The sequence below is a fragment of the Chitinophagales bacterium genome, assembly GCA_041392475.1.
Lineage (GTDB): Bacteria > Bacteroidota > Bacteroidia > Chitinophagales > UBA2359 > JAUHXA01.
The window spans coordinates 2,236,829-2,259,146 of sequence record JAWKLZ010000001.1 but is presented as its reverse complement, the minus strand read 5'-3'; the positions used below and the strand labels follow the sequence as shown (position 1 = coordinate 2,259,146).

Genomic DNA, 22,318 nt, shown 5'->3' with positions numbered 1-22,318 from the left:
TCCGCTGTTTATCGTCCACCGCCAGCCGTTCTTAAACACTCATAGGATCAATTTTATCACTCTCAATCCCATGTTGTTCCATGAAAGCCAACAAATCTTTTTTCGTCACCTTTTTCTTTTTCTGCAAAGTTCGCAAAGCAGCATAAGCAATGTATTTACCACTCACTTCAAAATAATCTCGCAAGTTCTCACGGCTATCACTCAATCCAAAACCATCCGTTCCCAAAGCCACAAAACCGTCAGGCATCCAGGGGTACAAAGCACCAGAGGTCAGCTTCATCCAGTCGCTATTGCTCACAAACACACCCTCTTCACCTTTCATTACCTGTTGAATATAAGGTGTTTTTTCCTCCTTTGCATCAGGGTGTAGCATGTTCCATCGGTCACAAGCGGTTGCCTCTTTGTACAATTCGTTCCAACTCGTGACACTCCAAATATCCGTAGAAATACCCATTTCTTCCAATATTTCCGCTGCTTGAAGCGTCTGTACAATACCCGAGCCTGAACCCAACAAATGCACTTTTTTACCTTTGCTGACCTTCGTTTCAGAAGCCTTGTATTTGTAAATACCTTTCAGAATACCTTCTTCCACACCTTCTGGCATGGTCGGCATAAAGTAGTTTTCGTTGTAAACCGTAATGTAGTAAAAAATCTTCTCATTCTCAACATACATTCGGCGAATACCATCCTGCACAATAATCGCCAATTCATACGCAAAAGCAGGGTCGTAAGACAAAATCGAAGGTACGGTCAAAGCCATCAAATGAGAATGACCGTCTTGATGCTGCAAACCTTCCCCATTCAAGGTCGTGCGTCCAGCCGTTCCGCCCAACAAAAATCCTTTGGCAAGCATATCTGCACCCGCCCAAATCAAATCCTGAACCCTTTGGAAACCAAACATCGAGTAGTAGATGTAAAACGGAATCGTAGGAATGCCATGCGTAGAGTAGGCCGTACCTGCTGCAATGAAAGAAGCCGTTGCACCCGCCTCATTGATGCCCTCCTGCAATACCTGACCTGTTTTGCTTTCCTTGTATTTAATCACCGAAATCCCAATCTCCAAAGGTTCGTATAGCTGTCCTTTGGCATTGTAAATCTTGGCAGAATTGAAGATAGATTCCATTCCAAAAGTCTGTGCTTCATCGGGAACGATAGGCACAATATACTGTTTGATGGAAGATTTGCGGAGCAATTGGGTCAACAAACGAACAACCGCAGCGGTTGTAGAAAAATCTTTGCCACCAGAGCTTTCACTACCTTCAAATAAAGGTTGAAGTGTTTCATTGTCAGGAGCTTCAATTGCAGGGTAATCGTCCAAGCGTTCAGGAATATAACCTCCCAAAGCCTTGCGTTTTTCGTGTAAGTATTGCATCACCTTGCTGTCTGCATCGGGGAAGTAAAACTTTGCAGCCAAAGCATCCTCATCACTGATAGGTATATTGTAGCCATTTTTGGTGGTGATGCGGTCGTCCTCTTGTAGGTTTTTGACCTGATGGGCTGTATTCAAACCTTCGGCAGATTTGCCCATACCATAACCCTTGATTGTTTTGACCAAAATAACCGTAGGTTTGTCCGCATGTAGCGCATTTTGGAAAGCCGCATAGAGTTTTTCACGGTCATGTCCGCCACGTCGCAGGTTTTTGATTTGTTCATCGCTGTAATCCGCCAACAATGCTTCAATTTTTTTATCCCCGTTGGCCAATTTTTTGCGAATATCCGCCCCGTTTTGAAGGGTGTTCAATTCTTGGAAATTTCCATCTACCATTTCCTCCAATCGCTTCAACAATACACCTTCGCTGTCTTTGGCAAAAAGCTCATCCCACTCACTGCCCCAAATCAACTTCAATGTATTCCAGCCGCTACCCAAGAAAGAACGCTCCAATTCTTGAATAATTTTGCCATTTCCACGAACAGGGCCATCCAAACGTTGCAGATTGCAGTTGATAATAAACACGAGATTATCCAAGTCTTGACCGGAAGCCACATTGATAGAACCCAAGATTTCAGGTTCGTCTATTTCGCCATCTCCGATGATGTGCCAAATTTTTCCGCCATTTTTAGGCTTCAATCCTCTGTGTTCTAAGTATTTTTGGAACCGAGCTTGGTAAATCGCCATCAAAGGCCCAAGTCCCATGCTGACCGTAGGCACTCGCCAAAAATCGGGCATACGGCGAGGGTGCGGATAGGAGGAAACACCACCGATGGTTTCTTGTCGAAAATTGGCAATTTCATATTCACTCAACCGTCCTTCCATTGCAGCCCGTGCATACAAGCCAGGAGAAGCATGACCTTGAATCATAAAGGTATCACCACCATAGTCTGCTGATTTTTTGCGGAGAAAATGGTTCATCAATACTTCAATAAATGTAGCCGCACCTGCATAGGTCGCAATGTGTCCACCAAGCGCTGTACCTTTGTCATACGCCTGCAAAACGATGGCCTGTGCATTCCATTTGAGAATATTTTCGAGTTCTTGTTCTATTTCTAAGTCACCAGGATAGTCAGGTTGGTCGTCTACAGAAAGAGTATTGAGGTAAGGAGTGTTGATGGCGGAACCACTGTTGGCAATTCCTTTTCGAGCTAACCAATGACGGAGTGATTGAAACAGTTCTGCCGATTTTTCCTTCCCATGTGCTTCCACTATTTCTTCCAATGCTTCGAGCCATTCTTGTTGCTCCAACTGCCAATCATTCAAAATAGGTGCGTCCTGCATAGTTGTTTTGTGTTTTGAATCTGTTTTAGGCGACAAATATACTACAAAACCTTATTAATGGAATAGGACAAAACTAACTTTTGGTAGGGAAATTCCTATCTAAAAAGCTCAATGGACTATTTCAAGAATAAAACACAAAATGTAAAATTTTAATTTATTGATTTATAGATTATTTACAAACAATAAATTATTTTCATTAAATATTGACAAGCGGTTTTGATTTTTCTACTTTAATTGGATTAAATATAAGACAAAATCAATTAATGAAATAGAGTCATTGTTTTATCTTTTTACTTCTGTTATCCAAATGGCTTTACTCCCTCATCAATGCAATGTTAAAATTGTGAAATTCGGCATTCATCAGTCCATTTTTTACCGCAGGATCACCGTACATAATCTCCTGTGCTGCCTCTCTTGTAGGGGCTTCAAAAACCACAATTCCAAAGCCAATGTCGGGATCTGGTGAACGTCCTACGAAGATGACAGTTCCTTGTTCGGTTAGTGTTTTCAAGTAGTTGAAGTGAACACTGACAATATCGGATTGCTCTTTGGTCCATGCCTCTGGATTGCGGGCCAATTCAGGGTCTATAAGCGTAAGTTTGTAGGCAAATTGCTGCATATCGGTTTGTTTAGCTGTGTTTTGTAGTGATGATGTTAGATTCTCGGTGGTTTTTTTGGCAGGGGTAGCAACTTTAGCAGGTTTTTCAGTAGTCGGTGGTGCAACTCCGTCAATATCATCCGTTGAAGGATTGAACGAATATTTTGAAGTAGAAGATTGAGTTGTAGTTGTTGAAGAATGGATGGTTTCCTCCTGCTCCATTTCCTCATTTTCTTCATCTTCAATGGCTACTGTGGGCAAACTGTTGTCGCTTTCTCCAGAAGTTTTTGCTTGGGGAAGATTGCTCTGCATATCGGTTAAAGCCAACAACCAAGTTTGCTGAAAATAGTTGTAAGCCTCATCCCATTCCCCATCTTTTCCCCAACCCAAGTGTGTCAGTTTTACATCAGTTTGGTTCGGTTTTAGAGCAATAAACTCCACCACAATCCAGGTTTTTTGGTTGCGAATAGTTGGAAATCTATCGGGCATCGCAAATTCAAATGAAAACATCTGAAAAGGAATGAATGAAAGAATGCGGTTGTCAGTATTGGGGTAATTGGCTTTGGTGTATAGAGAAATTTTGTAGTTGCCATCTACTCGAAAATCAATCTCCGAGTCTGCTGCCAAAAAACTCTGAACTCCCTTATCCGTTGTCCACGCCCACCACGCTTTGTCCAAAGGCACATTGACGGTTGCTTGACTGATCAATATTTTGCTATTATTTGCTTGACTGTGAACAGAGTTGGGTAAAAGCAATAAGCTGCCAAAAAAGAAACAAATTAGGGTTCGAAAGATATTTATCATGGCTAAATTTTTAGGTGATAAGGAATACGAGGAGAGGTTGTCTTATCTTAGAGGAAGGTAAGACTTTTTTGTTTAACACACAAAAAAAAAGGAGTAGCCACCGTTGTTCTGAAACAAAACGGTCGACTACTCCTTGATTTTATGTCCTTATGTCCTTATGTCCTTATGACCTCACCCCTCCACCTTCAAAAACCGCACCTTATCCACCACACGACCATCTTCCTTCCATACACACCAATAAGACCCAACTTCCAAATCCGTCAAATCCAACGCCTGCCGCTCTTGAAATGCCCTCAACGAATACTCTGAGTGCCAAAAATGATTGTATAGCAGGTGCATATTGCAAAGTCCATAGCTTCAATGGTACGAGGATGGAGAATGTATGTTTGCTACGTTGGCTAACCAAATAAGTACAAGCGATACCGAAGGCGTATGAAAGAAGCACGCAGAAGATTGAAGGAAATCGCCAAAGATTTTCCGAACTTGTTTGTGCATTGGCAGTATGGCTATACTCCCTGATAGGTTTCTAATCCTGAAGAACCGTATGAATCGAGAGGTTCACATACGGTTCTGTGAGAGGGTAGGGAACTGTTTTAGTCAGTTCCCCGCTCTACTCGACTTCCTTTCTATTGTTAATTAATTTGTTTTGTATCCGTTTATTTCTGATTAGGATTCTAAAATAAGGACATTTCCCATCTATTGATAGGTCTTTTCCATCATTACCCTTTCTGAATTTAATTATTTCAAATTGGTCGGGATTGAACTTATGAAGAAATGTTATTGGTACTCCCATAGCACCGTCATAATCCAAGGGAATATCCTTTGTTTTATCAACATTGATTCCATCGTAATTGTCATATTTGGAGTATTCATCTTCGTTTCCAACATATTTTTTTGTAAGTTCTATGTCTTCGTGACGCTTAAAATTATCTAAGTTGGTCAACCATAAACAATTATTCGGAGAAACTATTCTATTTCCAAAGTCATCTATCCGTGCTTCTGTTCCGTAAAGTTCATAGTGTTCAGGTACAATAAAACCAGAAACACCTCTACCAAGATTTATTCCTAACCAAGCCTTATTTTGTTTAATTAGCTTAAAAATTTCTTTGTATGTTATTGCATTAACATTCCCAATGATTAAATACTTTTTATCGTATTTAACTAATTGAGCAACATACTCTCGAAACAATGAAAAAGGGGGATTAGTAACAATAATATCAGATTGCTTTAATAATTCAATGCTTTCAACTGACCTAAAATCCCCATCACCTTTAAAGCGAATAACATCATCAGCATTTGGTTTAATAGCTTCTTCTGAACCTGTAAATTCGTAGTAAAAACCACTCTCAACTTTTTCGGTATTAAATAAATCTATTTTTTGTTCTCGATAACAAGAGGCTATTAGTTTTTTTAATCCTAATTCCTTGAAGTTTACAGCAAAATAATTGAAGAAATTGCTAATTGTTGGGTCATCACAATTACAATAAACCACTTTATTTTTAAAATGACTTTTATAGTGTTGCAATTCACTTTCTATATCTGAAAGTTGAGTGTAAAATTCATCACTTTTAGATTTTTTAGCCTTTTGTAGTAATTTATTAGTTGCGTTCCGTGCCATTATTATTCTTTATTTGCTTCTGGTTATTTGGTGAAATATATCGCTACCCAAAACTTTAAGCGAGGTTTTAGAAATTTCAATCATAATTTCTAACATTTCCTTAGCGTCCCATTTTTCTCCATTCCCTTGTGAATAAATAGAAGTTGCCTGAAGCATGATTGTTTTTTCCTTATGCTTGACAAATTTATTTTCGCACAAATTGGTGTTAATTGGCATTCCATAATTTGCAGCAGTCAGTCTATCTAATCTGTTTAACATTCCTGAATTGTATTCAAGAACTACAACTCGCCCGTTAGGTCTTTTAATCGAAATGGTTTCCGTTAAAAAGTTTGAGCCTTCCAAAAATAGAACATACGGAAAATGAGATTCAGACAGCATAAAGTTAGCGATTTCTGATATATTTTTATGCGACCGTTCTATCGCATTTCCAGCAGCCATCAAGTCTTGGTTGTTGTCTTTGCCAACTAATTTTCCTTTTTTGATATTTTCAATGTCCTTCCCTTGGTGTTTGGCTTCTGATACCAGAATCACTCTCCAATTCCACGTTGTCATCTTTCACTTCAACTATTCCGCCATCTGGTTTAATGCTTGAATTTTGCACAAAAAGGGTCTGTCCCAAATTGGGGTCAATCTTCTTTAATGCTTCGTTTATTTCTTCTTTTCGTATGCTCGTTCTGTACTTAAAAGTCAATTGCGGAAACTCTTTTTCAAGTTCTTGAATAACAAGATTTGATATTTCACCAACAGTTAAATCGTGCAATTTTGCGTTGTCACCAAATATGCCGACTACACCTTGTGATTTTTTATGTTGAGTTGTCAATCTTTTTGATTGATTTTTCTTAGCCATATTATAATTTATTTTTTATCATATCACAAAGTTAGTGAATAATTGGTTCTTCTTTGCTTGCAGGCAACGGCAGTCCGTGAAATAACTCACTTCCCTACCTTCAAATATAAGCAATTCACCAACACCATGCGCCCCAACGCATCACAGAATAGTAAAATTTGTAGTGAATGTGAGGCTTTGTGGATGCTCTGAGTGCCAAAAATGATTGTAGCAGGTGCATATTGCAAAGTCCATAGCTCCAATGGTACGAGGATGGAGAATGTACGTTTGCTACGTTGGCTAACCAAATAAGTACAAGCGATACCGAAGGCGTATGAAAGAAGCACGCAGAAGATTGAAGGAAATCGCCAAAGATTTTCCGAACTTGTTTGTGCATTGGCAGTACGGGGCTATACTCCCTGATAGGTTTCTAATCCTGAAGAACCGTATGAATCGAGAGATTCACGTACGGTTCTGTGAGAGGGTAGGGAACTGTTTTAGTCAGTTCCCCGCTCTACTCGACTTCCTTTCTATTGTTAATTAATTTGTTTTGTATCCGTTTATTTCTGATTAGGATTCTAAAATAAGGACATTTCCCACCTATTGATAGGTCTTTTCCATCCTTTCCTTTTCTGAATTTAATTATCTCGAACTGGTCAGGGTTGAACTTATGAAGAAATGTTATTGGTACGCCCATAGCACCGTCATAATCCAAGGGAATATCCTTTGTTTTATCAACATTGATTCCATCGTAATTGTCATATTTAGGGTATTCATCTTCGTTTCCAACATATTTTTTTGTAAGTTCTATGTCTTCGTGACGCTTAAAATTATCTAAGTTGGTCAACCATAAACAATTATTCGGAGAAACTATTCTATTTCCAAAGTCATCTATCCGTGCTTCTGTTCCGTAAAGTTCATAGTGTTCAGGTACAATAAAACCAGAAACACCTCTACCAAGATTTATTCCTAACCAAGCCTTATTTTGTTTAATTAGCTTGAAAATTTCTTTGTATGTTATTGCATTAACATTCCCAATGGTTAAATACTTTTTATAATATTTAAATAATTGAGCAACATACTCTCGAAACAATGAAAAGGGGGGATTAGTAACAATAATATCAGATTGCTTTAATAATTCAATGCTTTCACCGAAAAGGATTTACTCCCAAAGCATGGGCGGGGTATGTGTTGATTGGAGGTTGAACAGCTATTGCTCAAAACCATACACTCTAAAATCTTTCCCAAAGCCGAATATTCTCCAAATGGTCTTTGATGGCGTGTTGATATTGGGTGGAGGAAGTGAAGGTACTTAATCGGTGCGTTCTTGTCATAGACTTTTGTTGGAATTTGCTACCTGTACAAAATCTCCCTCTCCTTCCCCTTTCTCATGCAAGATAAATGACACCATAAACGCCATACAATTATACCTCAAATACCCTTTTTTTGTACCTTCGTAGCGGTTTGTAAAACAAGCCTTAAACACAAAAAGCAACGATTCTACTTCCATATTTCGTTCTTTTTCACACGACCATACCAATAAAATGATAAGAACTAATTTTATCAATTGAAAATCAAGTAAAACAAATGCAACAAGTTGAAAACACAACAACCAACATGAGAAACATTTACGCACTCTTTTTTCTTATCTGTTTATCCTTCATCTTTCACCCCAAGATACAGGCCGAAAATCCCCCTTATGCCAAAGTGCTCAATACTCCTGTTGTCATAGGAAGCAACATTGAAGTAACCGTTACTTCCAACAGCAATGAGCTGCCCGATTGTGGCATCTTCTTCTTCAATTGCGGCACCAACAATGCAGGAATCAACAATTTGGACATATATTGGGCGGTGTATGAAATAAGCGACTGTGCGGGCTGCAATCTAAGCGGTACAGCAGTAGCATCAGGCATCATAGACCACGGATTTTGGGGAACCAATTGTCTGGCCAATAGTACTGCTGAAGGCGTAGATTGTGCCAATCCAGGAGGTTGTGACAGAACGTTTCAAATTCCTACGAGTCTGCTGTGTCCAGGAGCTACGTATGAAATCGTCACCTATGCCTTCAATGCAGACTACAGCAAAGGTATTGGCACCAACTCCAGTATTGGCCCAGGCCCTTGGCGTTGTTGCAATGGCAATCCTGCTTTCGGAGATCTCGCCAGCATGGAAGCCTGTACACTCCCTGCCAACGGTGGTACAGGTGGTGGATGGCTCAATCCTTCTTATCCCCAGACATACACTTTCGTAGCCGCAGGAGATCCGCCCATGCCAACCCTTTCCAAAACCAGCAACATTGCAGATGGCGGAACAGTTGTTTGTGGAGAAGATTTCAACACCTCCATTACCATCACTCCCAATAGCGTCTGTCCACCTACCAAAGTCTCTTACTCAATTCTATTGAATGGTGACGAAATAGGAACAGGCACAAGTGATTGTGTTGATGCAGCACAAAACTTCAATTTCACGGCCACCATCATTGGCTGTCCTTTCGACCCCAATTGTGCCGCCGAAGGAAATGGTTTGGTCAATGCACTCTGTTCCCAATTCGGAACCAATACACTCCGATGGGAAGCACGCCAAGATTGCGACAATGCCTTGGTAGCATTTGAAGAAATTACCTTCAATCTCAACTGCCCTGTTCCCGACAATTTGACTATTTCAAACGATGACAAATTTTTATGCTCAGGCGAATCAGGAACCGTGAATGTGTTTAATCCCGCCAATGTGAACATTCCTTACGCTGGCGGTACCTATGAACTACATTGGAACAATCCCAATCCCTACACCAACCCAACTTTACACTACCTCAATTCAGGTCAAACAGCCACACTCACCAACGATGGCACCTATCCCTTCAATACTCCAATCATTATTTCGGGTACCATCTGGGAAAACTTCAATACCATTGCACCTATTGGCTGCGAAGCATTTGCAGGAACAGCTCAGTTTGTGATGTTGTCAGATATAATTCTAAGCAACAATGCTGTTGCTTGTAATTTGGGTCAAATCAATGTGAGCGCAAGCGGCGGTTTACCAGCCTTCAATTCTATGACCAATTATACCTTTGATGCTACCAGCGCAGGAGCAGGCACCAACAACACAGGTATTTTTACCACTTTAGAAGGAAGTTCCAACCCCATACCAGAAGGCACTTATACGATTGTAGTGACGGACGGTGAAGGTTGTAGTGCTTCCATAGATGTCGAAGTGTACAATCCCATTAGCATCACTCCAACTGCACCAATTTGTAGCGACTTCAATACTTTTACTATCAACGTTGGAGGAGGACAGCCAGATCATCCAAACACCAATGATTTAAGTCTTTACACTGTTTTTTCGGATATTGATGGTTTCTTGGGAAACCCAGATGCCAATGGCAATTTTACAGCAACAGGAGTTAGTGCAGGTAACCATACCATCACCTTAGAATATGAATACGTAAACAATGGCACACCTTCAGGTTCATTTTGCTCCAATACGGTTGATATTGAAGTCTATGATACCTTCAACATCACTTTGGGCAGTGCTTGTGAATTGGTCAATGGCGTTACCATCACGTCTGTCACAGGAGGACGAGACCCCAACAATACCGTAGGTGGAAGTTTTGTAGGAGCAAGCTACACCGTTTTCTTGTCCACAACCGCAGCACCCTTTGCGACCAATGATGTGAGTTCCAATGAGGGTAGCTTATCGGGAGCAGGTTCTTTTACAGGTGTTACCGAAGAAGATTATTTTGTAGTAGTGCAAGACGACAGAGGTTGTCAATTTTCCACACCTGTCACGAGTATAGATTTGAATGATTTCACGCTTACCAATGTCACTCTGCCATGTGCCAACAACACCATTTCGCTGCAAAGTACAGGTGGAAATCCCAATTGGACTTATTGGCTCTATGCGCTAAATGTTCCCTTCAATGGGGGGGTATCCGCATTAGCCCCTCCCATCACCTCCACTACTCAAAGCCTTGGCGTTTATACAGGAACATTCAACAATATTTTTGTGAATCAATACACCGTTTATGGGCAAGATGGAGACGGATGTGTTACCCTTTCCTTAAATGTGAATGTCTTTAACGAAGTCGAACTCAACGAAACGACAGCTAACTGCAATAGCTTCAATACAGTCAGTGCAACAGCATCAGGTGGTTATGCAGGTGCTTTTTATGTTCCAAACGTTGATTTTACCTACTCTTTGTTAGATGCAACAGGTACAACTGTTTTAGCAACGAACAATACAGGTACTTTTTCAGGCTTCAATGCGGGTTTATACACCATTGAAGCAAACGACAACAATCCTTCTGTTACCCCTTGTGTAGAAAGCATTCCCGTAGAAATATACAATCCGTGGAATGTGACATTTTCTACAGATCCTTGTGTAGGCGCAAATTCCATTGAAGTCACCAGCGTAACAGGTGGACGTGATCCCGCCATTACAGGTTTCACCGGCGCACAATACACCATTGTATTGTCCACAACAGCAGGGTCATTGACACCCGCTTTGGATCAAAACAATGTGCCACTGAGTTTTACCACCTCCAATCCCACCGCCAATATTCCCTTCATTTTTGACAACATTGTAGCCACCAATACCTACTATATCGTGGTAACAGACGGCATAAGTGACGGTAATGGTGCCTGTACATTCACTGTTGGCCCTATTGACTTGAGCGACCCAATCAATTTGCAGGTCACGCCCAATGCTTGCGATACCTTCAATACCGCAACAGCCGAAATAGTAGGTGGTGCCGTAGCCAATGATTTTTACCTTTATCCACTAGGTTCACCACTATTGGGTGCGCCGAATCCCCCAAATACGGCCTACAATCCTACGGCAGCAGCAAATGGGGCAGCTGATGACAGCAATGGCAACAATATGGCGATAACTGGTGTAGCAGTTGCCGACTTCACGAATGTCCCTGCAGGTAGATATACCTTGTATGCAGTGGACGGAAATGGTTGCCAAGTTTCTTCTACCAACATTGAAGTATATGATCCATTTGATATTGAATTCAATGGAGACCCTTGTTCTTTCTTCAATTCTATCCCTGTTTCGGCAGTAATGGGCGGACGTGATCCCGCCGAAGGTTTTGCAGGAGCAACTTATTCGGTTTTCTTATCTACAACTTCTGCACCCAATGCCACCAACGATGTTCCCAACAACCAAGGAGTTTTATCGGGACCTGGCACTTTCACAGGCATTGCTTCGGGGAGTTATTTTGTGGTGTTGGAAGACGATAGAGGATGTCAATATTCAGAGAATGTATCCATAGGGGAAGCAACTACTTTGGTTGCTACTCCAACAACTTGTAGCACTCCATCAGGCACAGCCCAAGCCACTATTTTGGGAGGAGATGTTTCTGACTGGACTTTTTATTTATACAATGAGTCTGGAACGCTCAATGCTGCTGATCCCGAAAACACTGCAAATGGTTGGGTAGCGACAGATGGAGGCACAACTGCGGGGAGCAATGTGATAGGCAACTTTAGTGGTATTGCAGCAGGAAGTTACACGATTTACGCACTCGACCAAAATGGCTGTTCTACTGAATCCTCAGTAGATGTGGAGATTTACGCTTCTTTTGTTCTGGACATTAAGGCAGATGCCTGTGGTTCGGGTGAAGTAGTGGTCAATGCGGTCAGTGGAGGCAAAGACCCCGCTGTTTTTGCAGGAGCAAGTTATGAGATTTATCTTTCCACCGAACCTGCTCCAAATGGATTACTCAATGTCTTTTCCAATGAATTGACACTTACAGGTGCAGGTACTTTTACAGGTGTTCCAGATGGCACGTACTACGTGATTGTGGAGGATGAAAACGGATGTCAATTTGGCGCACTGTTTACGATGGATGACCTAATTACAATTTCGCAACAAGGCGGTAGTTGTGTAGAAGGTCAAATAAACGTTACTACTACAAATGGCTCACCTGATTGGAATTTTTACCTCTATACACAAGGTGGCACCTTCAATGCCAACGACCCTACAAATGTAACCAATGGGTGGTTGGCAAGTGACTTGGGTGATGGATCTGGTAGCGACAATTTGGGAACATTCACAGGATTGGCAGAAGGAGCTTATATTGTCTATGCTGTTGATCAAAATGGTTGCCAACGCTCCTTAAACGTGGCAACATACGATTCACTAACCCTCACCGACATTACAGAAACCTGTGATTACGGCAATATTGCAGTAATGGCAAGCGGTGGTAATCCTTTGGTGTATAACTTCGGTTTGATCAATTCACTGCAACAATTAGAGGAAGTGAATGGCACTGGGGTATTTACCAACGTTGATTTTGGCACATATTCAGTTATCGTGAGCGATGCAAATGGTTGTACTACAACGCTTGGTGGTTTTGTTATCAATACCACCCCGATTGTATTGACAGCAAGTTCGGACTGTACGAATGGCTTCACTGCAACGGGGGGAGCAGGCAACTTCACTTATGCGCTTTATGCCATTCCCGCAGATACTTTGGTAGCTGAAAATAGCACAGGCGTTTTTACAGATGTCGCACAGGCCAACTATACCTTGATTGTAACGGACGACAATGACTGTACTTTTTCAAAAGTCGTGAATTGTGCGGGCGATCCATGCGATTTGGCGGCAACAGCAGCTACCGAATGTGTGGATTCAGAAACCTTCAATGTCAATGTGACGCTTTCTGGAACAAGTACCTATACGATTGACGATGGCGTAAACACTGCATTGACAGGTCAAACAGCAGGTACAATTGCAGTAGGGCCTCTGCCAAATGGGAATTACAGTATTACCCTTTCGGATGAAGTGAATGACTGTGATGAGATTGTATTGACAGGTTCGGCAGATTGCTTCAATTGCAATTTGCAGGTGACAACATCGGCGGATTGTGAGGACAACAATGGCTACAATTTGAGCGTCACTATTGCAGGAAATGGTAGTTACAATGTGAGCGACAATACCCAAACTTTGCTCAGCAATCAAACGGCTGCAACGGTAGTTTTAGACACGCTTATTGCGCCTGATGCTGATTATACTTTCTATGTAATCAGTACAATAGATGCTACTTGTGGCGATACAATTACGGTGAACAATCCTTGTGAAGTGTGTGATTTGGCGATTGAGTCCTTCAATACAAGTTGTACTGACACCGAAAATTTTGATGCGATTTTGGTTATTTCAGGAACAAGCACTTACACAATAAGCGATGGCGTACATCCTACTTTGACGGGGCAAGTTGCTGGTTCAATTGACTTAGGTAGTTTTCCGCACGATGTAGATTACACCTTGACGATTACAGACGAAAATGTAGCCAATTGCAGCCTGACCCAAACCTTTACACAAGATTGCTTTAGCTGCAATTTGAGCGTGACGGCTACTGAAGACTGTATTGATTTGAGTACCTATGAGGTGATGGTAACGGTGACAGGTAGTGGCACGTATTCGATTACGGACGGTGTTTCGACCAATCTCACCAACCAACCTGCTGGAACATATATAGTTGGCCCTCTATCCAATGGTGCATATAGTATTTCAGTAACGAGTGATACAGATTCCAATTGTAACCAAACGATAACAGGAGAGTTTGTTTGTTTCGATTGCGACATAGCTGGCAGTGTGGTGACAGAATGTTTGGATATTGATACATACGAAGTGAGTTTAACTTTTACAGGTGAAGGCACTTACACGATTGAAGATGGACTCAATGAACCTTTGACCAATCAAGTAGCTGGAACTTATACTTTTGGTGCGTTTCCGAATGGAATTTACAGCATTGAAGTAACGAGCGAAGTAGATGAAACTTGTACGCAAGTATTTACAGGTAGCAAAAACTGTTTTGAATGTGGCTTGGCGACTTCCAACATCGAAACCAATTGTATTGATTTGAGCAGTTATGAAGTTACCTTCAATTTGAGTGGAAACGGCACGTATGCCATTCAGTTCAATGGTCAAACGCTGACAGGTCAAACTGCAGGTACAATTACAGTGGGCCCTTTTGCAGAAGGAGCTTACAATATACTCATTTCGAGCGAAGAAGATTTGACTTGTACCCAATCATTGACAGGAGAACATACCTGTTTTGAATGTGATTTGGTAGTGAGCAATGTCGGTACAGATTGCTCGGACAGCAATACTTTTGAAGTGACCTATACTGTAGAGAGTTCGGGTACATTCACCATTTCGGATGGCATCAACCCTCCTTTGACAGGTCAAGTAGCAGGCACTTTTGTTTCGCCTACTTACCCAGAAGGTGCTTACAACATCACTATTACGAGCGAAACAGATGAAACTTGCACACAAACCATTGCAGGCACAAGAGATTGTTTTGTCTGCAATATCACTGTTTTTTCTGCAATACCAGATTGTATAGATGCCAATACCTTCAATGTGCTGCTGACATTTACAGGTGAAGGACTTTACACGATTACCAACAATACGAATATTACACTCGTCAATCAGAGTGCTGGTACGTTCAATTTAGGCCCTTTTAGCAACGGAATTTATGGACTCAACATTATCAGTGAAGAAGATCCTGCTTGTCAACAATCTGTGGCGGGCAACAATGAATGTTTTGAATGTGTCTTGCCCAGTTTTGCAACACCCAATTGTATAGATGACAATAGTTATGAGGTCATTTTCACGCTTACAGGGGATGACAGCTATACCGTTGCGTATGGCAATACTGTTTTGACAGGACAAACGGCTGGAAATTTGAGTGTTGGACCTTTCTTGAATGGAGGGTATGCAATTTCTGTAACGAGTGAAACGGACGACAATTGTACGCAAAATTATGTGGGAACGCTGAATTGTACGCCTGATGTGATTTGCGACCCTTCGGTGGTAGCTGTTCCAGAATGTGTGAACGAAAATAGTTACAATTTGAAGCTCAATTTGGGTGGAACAGGTACGTTTACCATCGAATACGGCAACAATGTATTGACAGGACAAACGGCTGGTGAAATTACAATTGGGCCATTCAATAATGCTACCTATACGGTAGTAATCACGAATGAAGCTGATCCAACATGCCAAGTATCCCTCATGGGTAGTCATAATTGTACGGAGTCACTGCCTTGTGATGTAGCGGTTACCTCTTCAACGACTTGTGCAGGAAATACAGGCTACAATGTGGAAATACAGCTCACAGGAACAGGCCTTTTTACGATAGATGATGGCATTAATCCTGCACTAACCAACCAAACTGCAGGACTGATTATTGTAGGCCCTATTCCTAATATTCCTTATACCATTTCCATTGTCAGTGAGGCAGACGAAACCTGTGCCATTGAAGTAAGTGGCTCGGACAATTGTACTTTTAATTGTGAATTGCAGGTAGAATCGTTTGTATCATGTATTGAAGGCTCCAATAACTTTGAAGTTTTGTTGAGCATTGCAGGGAATAGCACTTACACTGTTTCGGATGGTGTGAATCCTCCGCTTACAGGTGTAACGCAGGGAACTGTATTGGTTGGCCCATTTTCGGGTACAGATGGCGAATATGAAATCACCGTTTCCAACGAAGCCAATTCTTTCTGTTTCCAAACCATTTCGGGAATAAAATTCTGTGAAACGCCCTGTGATTTGAATGTTACACTCGACAACATAAGCTGCAATGACGATGGTACAACGACAGTAGAAATCACCATTGAAGGAAGCAGCACTTATACCATTAACTACGGATTTTTTGGGGAATCCATTTTTGGAGCAACTGCGGGAAGCTACGTTTTAGAGAATATTTTTATAGAATTTGAAGACTTTTTCAATCTATTTGTACAAGACGAAGTAGATTTTACATGTAGTGAAAGCATATCAGGAGCGGGAGCTTGTGCTGCCGATTGCAATTTGACGGGTGATGTGTCCATTGATTGTTTGGAGGAAGGCGGTTTTGATTTGACCGTCACTTTTCAAGGAGACGAAGCATCTGTTTACGACATTTTCATCAATTTGGGTTTTGGTGGTTTGGATACACTAGCATTAGGGGTATCTCCTGGTAACTATGTATTCGAGGACTTATCTGCCAATTTCTACAACGTGTCCATTGTCCAAAACGACCTCATTTTTGAAGATTGTTTTCTCAACTTCAATGGCTCGGTAGATTGTGTTTTGGTGACAGAATGTGATTTGGATGCCAACATTACTACCAATTGTCTTGATGATGAGAATCTTGAGATTGTAGTGACCATTGAAGGTACTTCTTCTTATTCGATTTCCATTGATGGTGATGTCATTGTCGCAATTAATGAAAACGGCTTGACAGCAGGGACATATACTTACGGTCCTTTTCAGGACAACAATGGCGGATTTTTTGGGTATTCGGTCTTCATTCAAGATGAGGTCAATGTGAACTTTGAATGTTTTGAAACTACTTTTATCAGTCGAAACTGCAATTCAGACTGTGATTTTGTGGTGGATTACGATGTCATTTGCAACAACGATTTTACCTTCAATGTAGAAATAACCCTTGAAGGTTCTTCTACCTATGACATATTTGGCGACTTCAATCCCGATCCCTTGTTCAATGTTCCCGAAGGAACCTATTTTTTGGGACCTTATCCACAAGATTTCTTCTTTTTCTTCAGTGTGAGTGACAACCAAAACCCCGAATGTTTCCAAGACATTTTCGGTACATCTAATTGTGACAACAATGTAGATTGTGACCTCAATGTCAATATTGCCCCAACTTGTGTAGAAGGAGAAGGTTCATTTACTGTTGAATTAAGTATCACAGGTTCAGATACCTATACGATTAGTAATGCAGGAGACGAAGTATTGACAGGTGTTGAAGCAGGGGCTTTTACCATTGGTCCTTTTGATAGTGGAACATATTCTATTGCCATTGTAAACGAAAACAATCCTTTGTGTTCTCAAAGTTTTGCAGGTGGATTTTTCTGTGAACCACCGCCACCATGCGATTTAGATGTCGACTTTGCAACCGTATGCAACAACGCCAATACAGGATATGCAATTGAACTACAAATCGTAGGCAGCAGCACCTACCAAATCATCAGCAATGGCGAAACAGTGGCTTCGGGATTCCCTGCCAACCCGATTACCATTGAAGGTTTTGCCAACAATGCTGCTTACGAAATAACCATTGTAGATGAAAACAATCCACTTTGTAAGCAAACTTTCTCAGGTGTTTATGCGTGTAGTGCAGCACCGAGTTGCGATTTGGGAGCAAACGTCAATGTGGTTTGTTTGGATGATAATTCGGGGGGCTACAATCTAGAAATTGAACTTATAGGTTCAGGTTCTTACTTCATCGAAACTTTTGTTGTACCTCCGCTTGAAGGTCAAACGGCGGGAACTATCACCATCGGCCCATTCTTCGACGAATTTTACAATGTATTGATTTTTAAAGAAAACAATGATATTTGTAACCTCTCCTTATTTGGGATTGCCGACTGCCAACCTGATTTCCCTCCCTGCAATGTCACCGTACAATTGGATATCAATTGTATCAACGGTGATGAATACGAAGTTACGATGCTTATTGACGGCAATAGCACCTACGATATTTACGAAGGGCTGTATGTCGATTTGCCTGACAACGAATTGATTCAAGGCAATGTTTCACCAGGGACTGTCACCGTAGGGCCATTTGAGAACGGAGTCTATGATTTACTTATTGTCGACCAAAACAATCCAACTTGTTATGTCGACTTCATTGGCTCCCGAAATTGTAACAACCCCAACGGTTGCAACATCAATGCAGGGGTAACAACGGTTTGTAATCCAGACAGTTTGAGCTTCAATGTCATTATTAATTTGGAAGGAACTTCAAATTATGAAATAACCGTATTCCAAGAATTGGGCGGGCCGATTGTCTTGAACCTCGAAAACCAACAAGCAGGCACCATTGAAGCAGGGCCTATTTTTGGAGATGAATACTACATTTTCATTCAAGACGAAGACCGACCTTTCTGTACACAAGACTTTTTGGGTATCAGAAGCTGTATTTCGGAAGAAACACCTGTTTGTGATTTGGAATTTGGAGCAACAACAGAATGTTTGGCAGATGGAAGTGGCTTCAATGTCATATTAGACCTCATGGGTTCAGGAACTTATGTCATTGAAGATGGCTTTATGGGAACACTCTTTGGCGTGGAAGCAGGAGAAATCGTTTTGGGACCTTATCCCAATGGCTTCTTCTACAACATTTTTGTGCAAAGTGAAAGCAATTTTACCTGCTTTGGAGGTTTGAATGGTTTTGCAGATTGTTCGGATGCAGTGTTGTGTGATTTGACCACAAGTGCTGCCATCAACTGCATTGCAGGAGATAGCTATACGATTGACCTCACGATTGGAGGAACAGGTACTTACAATGTCACCAGTAACTTGGGCAATCAATCGAACCTCAGTGCAGGAACTTATACCTTTGGCCCTGCGGCATTGAACTCCTACAATTTTACGGTAGCCAATGTTTTCAATTCTGAATGTCAACAAACGCTTTCGGGAACAGAAAACTGTACGGATGTAGTGCTGCCCTGCGACTTGTCTTTGACGGCGAGTACTGCTTGTACGGACAACAATAACTTTATGATTTCGCTCAATGTTGGTGGCTCTGATACCTACACTGTTTACAACAACGGACAGCCGATTCAAACGGGCGTAACGGCTGGTTCTTTGCAGGTTGGGCCGTTCAATAGTGGCACGTCCTACAACATTGAAGTGGTGAACGACAACAACGTCAATTGCAAGAAAAGTGCTTCGGGCATTCGCAATTGTGCGGTCACAACCAACTGCGATTTGACAGCTACTGCCGAAACGCTTTGTTTGGACAATGGTAGGTTTGAAATTGTGGTCAACTTTAGCGGAAATGTGGGTGACACCTACACCATCAATGATGGAGTGAACACGCCAATTACTGGACAAACGGGTGGCGAGGTCACCGTTGGCCCTATCTTCAATGGTACTTATGCAGTGGTCATCAGTAGCGAAAGCGATCCTAATTGTTCGCTGACCATCAATGGCTCTAAAGACTGCGAACAGGTTTTGCCGTGTGACATTGAAGTGACTGATGTGGAGGTGAACTGTACGAGTAGCAATGGTTATACGGTGACTTTTGAGTTTGAAGGAACGGGAACATTTACCCTTTCAGACAATATGAACACTACAATGACAGGTCAAGCGGCAGGCAATTATACCTTCAATAATTTCGCAAATGGCGATTATGCCATCACCATTACCAGCGAAACAACGCCCAACTGTTCCTTGACCTTCAATGGTTCAAAGGATTGTTTGACAGGTGGAGGCTGTGATTTGTTGGCGATTCCGAAAACGATTTGTACCGTCAATGGCGATTATTTGGTGGAAGTAGAAGTCAATGGCAGCAGTACCTATATGTTGAACGATGGTGTGAATCCTCCAACGACGAATCAGTCGAGTGGCAGTATCTTGATGGGCCCATTGCCGCAAGGGGACTATTTCATTACGGTTACGGATGAAACGGATGCCAATTGCAGTGTTACCCTGATGGGTACGAAAAACTGTCCAAGTCTCTTAGCGACTATTGGCGATATTGTGTTCAACGATTTGAATAAGAATGGCTTGCAAGATGATTTGGAGAAAACAGTGGGCTTGCAAGGCATCAAAGTAAGACTTGTCAGTACGGTCTTGGGAGATATAGCTACCGATGAGACGGATGCAAATGGTGCATATTCTTTTGCGGATGTTCCTGCGGGCAATTACTTCTTGGCTTTCGAGATTCCCGATGGTTTTGCAGCATCGCCGCAAGATGTAGGGTTGGATGATACGATTGACAGTGACATCAATGCGAATGGTATGACCACGATTTTCACCGTAGCAGAAGGAGCTACCTTGTCAAATATAGATGCAGGAATGTATGATGAGGGTGAATGTGCAGGCTTCGAAATCACCGTCAACGAAATTTGCCCAGACGGTACGACTTCTACTTTCTATCAATTGGTGCTTGCGATTCAAGGCGGAACGCCTCCTTATACGATTGATGTGGGTTCTTACTACTTCAACGACCAAATTACTCCTGCTGACTTCCCTTTGTTGCCTATCGGAACGATTCCCGTAGGTCAAGTTTATACTTTGGTGGTCACGGATACAAATGGCTGTCAGGAAGGGCCGATTACCAAAGGGGTGAATTGTGTAACCGTAGGCGTGGAGTTGGTGACCTTTGAAGGCGAGGTGCAAAAAGAGGGCAATTTCCTTCAATGGGTGACGGCTTCGGAAACGAACAACGACTATTTTACACTTTTGCGCTCAACGGATGGCGTTGATTTTGAAGTAATCGCCAAAGTAAATGGCAATGGCACAAGTTCGGCAGCCCATTCTTACGATTTCTTGGACCGCAACGCACCTGATGGTAGAAGTTATTACCGCCTCGACCAAACGGATTTTGATGGTACAAAAACGGCTTCTGATGTGATTTCTTTGATGCGTGGGGAAAGTGCTGTTTTTGAAATTGTACAAGTTTATCCGATTCCTGTGAGTGACCGACTTCAGGTGCGCTTCAATAGCCCGCAAGCAAAAGAAATGACGCTGCAATTGTACGATATTGTGGGGCGGGAGCTACTTGTAGAATCATTCACTCCAAAATCGGGCTTGAACAATTATTCGGTGGATGTGTCTGCTTTGCCAACAGGTACGTATTTGCTGGTGCTTTCCAATGGTTTGGAAAGACGGACGGTGAAGGTGGTGAAGGAGTAGGATTTATCATAGAATGGGAAAGCGGAAATTTTCAAAATTTCCGCTTTTTTTGTTTTGTTTGGGATGTACTCAATACACTGGAACGAAAATTATTTAATACTACTTCAAAACTGGCGCATCCTCCCCCTGTCCCCCTCCAAAGGGGGAATGTATTGATAGTGAGAAAATTTCCTCTTTGAAGGGGGACATAGAGGGATGAAAATTGACAAATTTTGTCATAGAACGATGTTAAGAAACTTCTGTGACACTGTACTCAATGCCGTGTAACGGAAATAGTTTGTTGATTTTTTAAGCGGCAAACTTCCGAAGTCTCAAATCATAGATTTTGTCAAAGAACCAATTATTTTATTGAAGTTTCTTGCCATTTTTGACCACTTTTCAGTTGAACGAAATTGGGTATAGGGGAAAAACTATGTTTTTTGCTTAACCCTCCAATCTTCTTAACTTTTACAAAATTGGAGGGTCAGGCAAATTTATACATCGACTGATTGTTTCATTTTAGAAAAGGTAAAAGAGCAAGTTGAAAAAGATGGATGAATCGCTGCGAAATTGCCTGAGTTATTGCATAGGACATCAATTACGAACCGTTCAGTATCCTGTAAAGAACTTATGTATATTTTCTCTACTTCGATGAAAGAAGTGTAATCAGAGGTGGTATTAGAAGGTCTCTGTACTCAATTTTATGCCAACTCAAATTACTTCTTTTGAAGTCGAAGCCTTTTTACGGTGCTAAGAGCTTCGGGTGTAATGCCAAGGTACGCAGCAATCATTCTTTGAGGTACTCTTTGAACAATGTCAGGATATGTTTCAACAAAATGTTCATAACGTTCAATAGCCGAAGCAAACATAAAGATATATTCTTTTCCTTTTTCGTCAATGGAATAACTTTTTAGTATGCCCGATTCTACTTTAAAAACTTTGCTGTTTTTATCCCCTTTTCGTTGAAGGATTTGTCCTTTTTTACTTTAATTCGTTTCATACTACAAAGTATCAACTTTAGTCCTTTACTAATGACATATAAATTAAAGGAATATCCATGCTTACTTCAAGATTCGGCATCGTTTGAGAATAGAAGGTTGGTGCATTACTCAAAGTCCG

9 protein-coding genes and 1 pseudogene are annotated in these 22,318 nt (G+C 41.5%); 1 reads left to right on the top strand and 9 read right to left on the bottom strand.

Features of this window, described 5'->3' with window-relative positions:
* Positions 1-31: 31 nt before the first annotated feature.
* From aceE to R3E32_08265, 9 genes and pseudogenes are all read right to left on the bottom strand, one after another.
* Positions 32-2,713 (bottom strand): pyruvate dehydrogenase (acetyl-transferring), homodimeric type, encoded by a 2,682-nt coding sequence (gene aceE / locus R3E32_08305; protein ID MEZ4884710.1) that lies wholly within the window; start codon positions 2,711-2,713, stop codon positions 32-34.
* 313 nt (positions 2,714-3,026) lie between these two features.
* Positions 3,027-4,115, bottom strand: a complete 1,089-nt coding sequence (locus R3E32_08300) for a YciI family protein (GenBank protein ID MEZ4884709.1) — start codon at positions 4,113-4,115, stop codon at positions 3,027-3,029.
* A gap of 171 nt (positions 4,116-4,286) precedes the next feature.
* Positions 4,287-4,454: a hypothetical protein gene (locus tag R3E32_08295; protein ID MEZ4884708.1), complete on the bottom strand. Its 168-nt coding sequence runs from the start codon at positions 4,452-4,454 to the stop codon at positions 4,287-4,289.
* Positions 4,455-4,725: 271 nt separating this feature from the next.
* Positions 4,726-5,733, bottom strand: a complete 1,008-nt coding sequence (locus tag R3E32_08290) for an adenine-specific methyltransferase EcoRI family protein (protein MEZ4884707.1) — start codon at positions 5,731-5,733, stop codon at positions 4,726-4,728.
* Between the two features lie 9 nt (positions 5,734-5,742).
* On the bottom strand, positions 5,743-6,285 hold the full coding sequence (locus R3E32_08285) for an EcoRI family type II restriction endonuclease (GenBank protein MEZ4884706.1): 543 nt from the start codon (positions 6,283-6,285) through the stop codon (positions 5,743-5,745).
* Entirely contained in the window at positions 6,221-6,580 is a 360-nt protein-coding gene (locus R3E32_08280; GenBank protein MEZ4884705.1) for an EcoRI family type II restriction endonuclease, read from the bottom strand. The genes R3E32_08285 and R3E32_08280 overlap by 65 nt, the downstream gene beginning before the upstream one ends.
* 86 nt (positions 6,581-6,666) lie before the next feature.
* On the bottom strand, positions 6,667-6,906 hold the full coding sequence (locus R3E32_08275; protein ID MEZ4884704.1) for a hypothetical protein: 240 nt from the start codon (positions 6,904-6,906) through the stop codon (positions 6,667-6,669).
* A gap of 167 nt (positions 6,907-7,073) precedes the next feature.
* Positions 7,074-7,709: pseudogene (locus R3E32_08270) on the bottom strand (adenine-specific methyltransferase EcoRI family protein).
* 180 nt (positions 7,710-7,889) lie between these two features.
* Positions 7,890-8,069 carry a hypothetical protein gene (locus R3E32_08265; protein MEZ4884703.1) on the bottom strand — a complete coding sequence of 60 codons (180 nt, stop codon included), beginning with the start codon at positions 8,067-8,069 and terminating at the stop codon, positions 7,890-7,892.
* 107 nt (positions 8,070-8,176) lie between these two features.
* Here R3E32_08265 and R3E32_08260 point away from each other — a divergent pair, with 107 nt between their 5' ends.
* A complete protein-coding gene (locus tag R3E32_08260; GenBank protein MEZ4884702.1) occupies positions 8,177-21,220 on the top strand; it encodes an SdrD B-like domain-containing protein in 13,044 nt (4,347 codons plus the stop codon).
* Positions 21,221-22,318: the final 1,098 nt, after the last annotated feature.

Coding starts and splice junctions, on each gene's coding strand:
- R3E32_08265 (MEZ4884703.1), bottom strand. CDS start 8,069: ATGGAAGTAGAATCGTTGCTTTTTGTGTTTAAGGCTTGTTTTACAAAC.
- R3E32_08295 (MEZ4884708.1), bottom strand. CDS start 4,454: ATGCACCTGCTATACAATCATTTTTGGCACTCAGAGTATTCGTTGAGG.
- aceE (MEZ4884710.1), bottom strand. CDS start 2,713: ATGCAGGACGCACCTATTTTGAATGATTGGCAGTTGGAGCAACAAGAA.
- R3E32_08300 (MEZ4884709.1), bottom strand. CDS start 4,115: ATGATAAATATCTTTCGAACCCTAATTTGTTTCTTTTTTGGCAGCTTA.
- R3E32_08260 (MEZ4884702.1), top strand. CDS start 8,177: ATGAGAAACATTTACGCACTCTTTTTTCTTATCTGTTTATCCTTCATC.
- R3E32_08290 (MEZ4884707.1), bottom strand. CDS start 5,733: ATGGCACGGAACGCAACTAATAAATTACTACAAAAGGCTAAAAAATCT.
- R3E32_08280 (MEZ4884705.1), bottom strand. CDS start 6,580: ATGGCTAAGAAAAATCAATCAAAAAGATTGACAACTCAACATAAAAAA.
- R3E32_08285 (MEZ4884706.1), bottom strand. CDS start 6,285: ATGACAACGTGGAATTGGAGAGTGATTCTGGTATCAGAAGCCAAACAC.